The sequence below is a fragment of the Frankia sp. CcWB3 genome (assembly GCF_977927595.1).
Window position 1 is genome coordinate 1 of sequence record NZ_CDWRCK010000300.1, and the last position, 3,828, is coordinate 3,828.

Annotated in this window: 3 protein-coding genes; all 3 read right to left on the minus strand. The window is 69.8% G+C overall.

Going from position 1 to position 3,828, the window contains the following annotated elements; all coding sequences use genetic code 11:
- Nucleotides 1-385: 385 nt before the first annotated feature.
- The 3 genes from ACY5KJ_RS17890 to ACY5KJ_RS17900 all read right to left on the minus strand — a co-directional run bounded on the left by ACY5KJ_RS17890 (nt 386) and on the right by ACY5KJ_RS17900 (nt 3,710).
- Complete coding sequence (locus ACY5KJ_RS17890; protein ID WP_462186883.1) at nt 386-1,024, minus strand: DNA-3-methyladenine glycosylase; 639 nt, start codon at nt 1,022-1,024, stop codon at nt 386-388.
- A 26-nt stretch (nt 1,025-1,050) separates the two neighbouring features.
- A complete protein-coding gene (gene argH, locus ACY5KJ_RS17895; protein ID WP_462203906.1) occupies nt 1,051-2,445 on the minus strand; it encodes an argininosuccinate lyase in 1,395 nt (464 codons plus the stop codon).
- A 62-nt stretch (nt 2,446-2,507) separates the two neighbouring features.
- Complete coding sequence (locus ACY5KJ_RS17900) at nt 2,508-3,710, minus strand: argininosuccinate synthase (RefSeq protein ID WP_462186884.1); 1,203 nt, start codon at nt 3,708-3,710, stop codon at nt 2,508-2,510.
- Between the last annotated feature and the right edge of the window lie 118 nt (nt 3,711-3,828).

Genomic DNA, 3,828 nt, shown 5'->3' on the forward strand with positions numbered 1-3,828 from the left:
TGAGTAGACGTCGCAAGACGTCGCCCTCATGCGGCTTGCTGGCTTCTTGCGAAATTCTGGAGGATGCTCGTCAGTTACTCCCCAGGCGGGGACTGCCGTACATCTGCCACATAACGCCCCTCAAGGGGGGGTCACCGACCGCATCCGTGGTGTTCGGCGGATCCGGTGTCTCGCTGACAGAGAGAACATTACGGGTGGATGACGGGAGACGTCAAATCAATCCCTCGCCAAGATATGTGATGTACGTCACACCTTCCCAAGACTGGCTCGTTGTGATCTTTTGATATGGGAGGCTTGGTGGTCTGGGCCAGAGCTCTGGACCCCCGGAACACTGGGCCCGGAATACTGGGCCCGGAACACTCGTACAGAGCATCACCGGGTCGACTCACCTGGGTCGACGCGGCGACCGCGGGCCGCTGACCGTCGCCTCGCCAGCGAGCCAGAATCGCCAGGGCCATTCGGCCGCCACCCGGATCCCCACCCGGGGGCCGAGGCAGACCCGGCCGCCGGAGATACCGGGCGGGCCGGGAGGACGGATCCTCCGGCCCCCGGCCAGTGCCACCGTGATCGGCCCCGCGCCGGTGACCGGGGTTCCACTCAGTGCGCCGGTCACGGCGAGCGCCCGTCCCAACCGGCCGGGGCCACGCGCCAGGTCCGCCTCGACCAGGTGTGGGAAACGGCCCGCTACGAGGTCGCGACCCGCCACGACCTCTCCGGAGCGCAGGAGCACGGCCGACGCCGAACCGACCGGTCCGCACACCACGTTCAGACACCAGTGGACGCCGTAACTGAGGTAGACGTAGGCCCGTCCCGGCGGTCCGAACATGACGGCCGCGCGCGGCGTCGGGCCGCGGTAGGCGTGCGAGGCGGGATCGTCCAGCCCCCCGTACGCCTCAACCTCGGTGATCCGAACGGCGACCGGCCCGTGCCGGACCGTCGCACCAAGAAGGGCCGGTGCGACGACCAGAACGGGCCGGTCGTAGAAGTCCACCCCGTCCGGCGCGGCACCGTCCGTCGGTGCCATGCCGGGCGAGGATTCGGGTAGCGCCGTCAACCCACCGCCCAGACCTGGTCCCGGTCCAGCACCGGACGCAACGCGGCGATCTGCTCGCGGACCCGGTCGGGAGCGGTCCCGCCGGGGGCCGAGCGGGCCTCCAGCGATCCCCGCACCGACAGCACCTCGCGCACGTCCGGGGTGAGCAGCGGGTTGATCACGCCGAGATCGTCGTCCGGCACCTCGTCGAGATCGACGTCGTGGGCCACGCACCACGACACGAACTGGCCGACCGCCTCGTGCGCCTGACGGAACGGCACCCCTCGGCGCACCAGGTACTCGGCGACATCCGTGGCCAGCGCGAAGCCGTCGGGCGCCGCGGCGACGAGCCGCTCGCGACGGACCCGCATGGTCGCAACCGTGCCGGTCAGCGCGGGCAGCACCAGCAGCAGGGTGTCGACCGCGTCGAAGACCGGCTCCTTGTCCTCCTGCAGATCGCGGTCGTAGGCGAGCGGCAGTCCCTTGAGAGTGGCCAGGAAGCCGGTCAGATCCCCGATGAGCCGGCCGGACTTCCCCCGGGCCAGCTCCGCGACGTCCGGGTTCTTCTTCTGCGGCATGATCGAGCTACCGGTCGCGAAGGCGTCGTCCAGTTCGACCCAGCCGAACTCCCTCGTCGTCCAGAGCACGATCTCCTCGCCGAGCCGCGACAGGTGCACTCCGATCAGGGCCGCCACGAACAGGAACTCGGCGGCGAAGTCCCGGTCGGAGACCGCGTCGAGGGAGTTGGCGAACGCCCGGTCGAACCCCAGCTCCGCGGCCGCCCCCTGCGGGTCGAGCGGCAGCGAGGAACCGGCCAGTGCCCCGGCCCCCAAGGCGCTCACCGACGCCCGGGCGTCCCAGTCGCGCAACCGGTCGATGTCCCGGACGAACGCCTGCACGTGTGCCAGCAGCTGATGACCGAAGGAGATCGGCTGGGCGTGCTGCAGGTGGGTCATCCCGGGGGCCGGGGTATCGACGTGCTGCTCGGCAAGCACGACCAGCGCATGGGACAACTCGGTCAGCCGCGCGGCCACCTCGCGGGCCGAGTCCCGCAGGTAGAGCCGCAGGTCGGTGGCGACCTGATCGTTGCGGCTCCGGCCGGCCCGCAGCTTTCCGCCCAGCGTTCCGAGCCGTTCGAGCAGACCGCGTTCGAGGGCGGTGTGGACATCCTCGTCCTCGACGGTCGGGCGGAACCGGCCCTGGGTGACCGCGTCGGAGAGCTCGTCCAGGGCGGCGAGCATCGCCGCGAGCTCGTCGACGTCGAGCAACCCGGCCCGGTGCAGGAGCCGGGCGTGCGACTTCGACGCGAGCAGGTCGTAGGGCGCCAGCCGCCAGTCGAACTGGACGCTTATCGACAGCCGGGCGAGCGCCTCCGCCGGGCCGCCGGCGAAGCGCCCGCCCCACAGCCGCATCGGCGCCCCGTCCCCGGGCGCCCCGTGCGTCGTGTCGTTCCCGCCGGACGGGTGCGTCGCGGTCACGGGTTCAGCCGCTGCTCACGCGCCGCCCAGACCTTCGTCGGCAAGCCCCAGAGCTCGATGAACCCGCGAGCGTCGCGCTGGTCGAACTGGTCGCCGGCGTCGTAGGTGGCCAGTGCGTGGTCGTACAGACTGGCCGGGCTGCGCCGGCCGACGACCTGGGCGACGCCACCCACCAGCCGGATCCGCACCTCCCCGGACACTCCGGCGCTGGCGGAGTCGACGAAGGCGTCCAACGCGCTCTTCAGCGGCGAGTACCACAGACCGTCGTAGACGATCTCACCCCACCGCTGGTCGATGCCCCGTTTGAACCGGGCGACATCCCGCTCGAGCGTGAGGTCCTCGAGGTCCCGGTGGGCCGTCAGCAGCGTGATCGCCGCCGGGCACTCGTAGATCTCCCGGCTCTTGATGCCGACGAGCCGGTCCTCGATCAGGTCGATCCGGCCCACGCCGTGGGCGCCCGCCCGGACGTTGAGCTCGGCGACGAGATCGGCGAGCGGGAGGGAGCGCCCATCCAGCCCCACCGGGACACCGTCAGTGAACGAGATGGTCACCTCGTCGGGGGTCCGCGCGACGGTGGGGTCCGCGGAGTAGACGAAGACGTCCTCCGGCGGCTGGGCCCACGGGTCCTCGAGGACGCCGCACTCGGCGGTGCGGCCCCACAGGTTCTGGTCGATGGAATACGGCGATTTCTTCGACACGTCGATCGGCAGGCCGCGTTCCTCCGCGAAGGCGATCGCCTTGTCCCGGGTCATCCCCGAATCGCGCACCGGGGCGAGCACGCTCAGCCCGGGGGCGAGCGCCGCCACCCCGACCTCGAAGCGCACCTGGTCGTTGCCCTTGCCGGTGCAGCCGTGCGCGATGGCGTCCGCCCCGTGCTCGCGGGCCGCGGCGACCAGATGCCTGACGATGACAGGTCGCGACAGCGACGAGATCAACGGATACCGGTCCATGTAGAGCGCATTGCTCTTGATCGCCGGAGCGACGAAGGACTCGGCGAACTCCTCGCGGGCGTCGACGACGATCGACTCGACGGCGCCACAGGTGAGGGCGCGCTGCCGGATGGCCTCGAGGTCCTCGCCGCCCTGGCCGACGTCGACCGCCAGCGCGACGACGTCGGCGCCGGTCTCGGCGCCGATCCAACCGATGGCCATGGACGTGTCGAGGCCGCCCGAGTAGGCAAGCACGACGCGTTCGGTCACAGTGCTTATCTCCTTATGTTGATTTATATCGAATAATGTTGAATTATTGGAAATCATGCCAAACTGGTTAAAAAAGCTGATAAGGGGACGTAATGAAGTAACAAATACGTGATCGAGA

Bases quoted from the DNA above. Each gene is read 5' to 3' on its own strand.
- argH (WP_462203906.1), bottom strand. From the start codon at position 2,445: ATGCGGCTGTGGGGCGGGCGCTTCGCCGGCGGCCCGGCGGAGGCGCTC.
- ACY5KJ_RS17890 (WP_462186883.1), bottom strand. From the start codon at position 1,024: ATGGCACCGACGGACGGTGCCGCGCCGGACGGGGTGGACTTCTACGAC.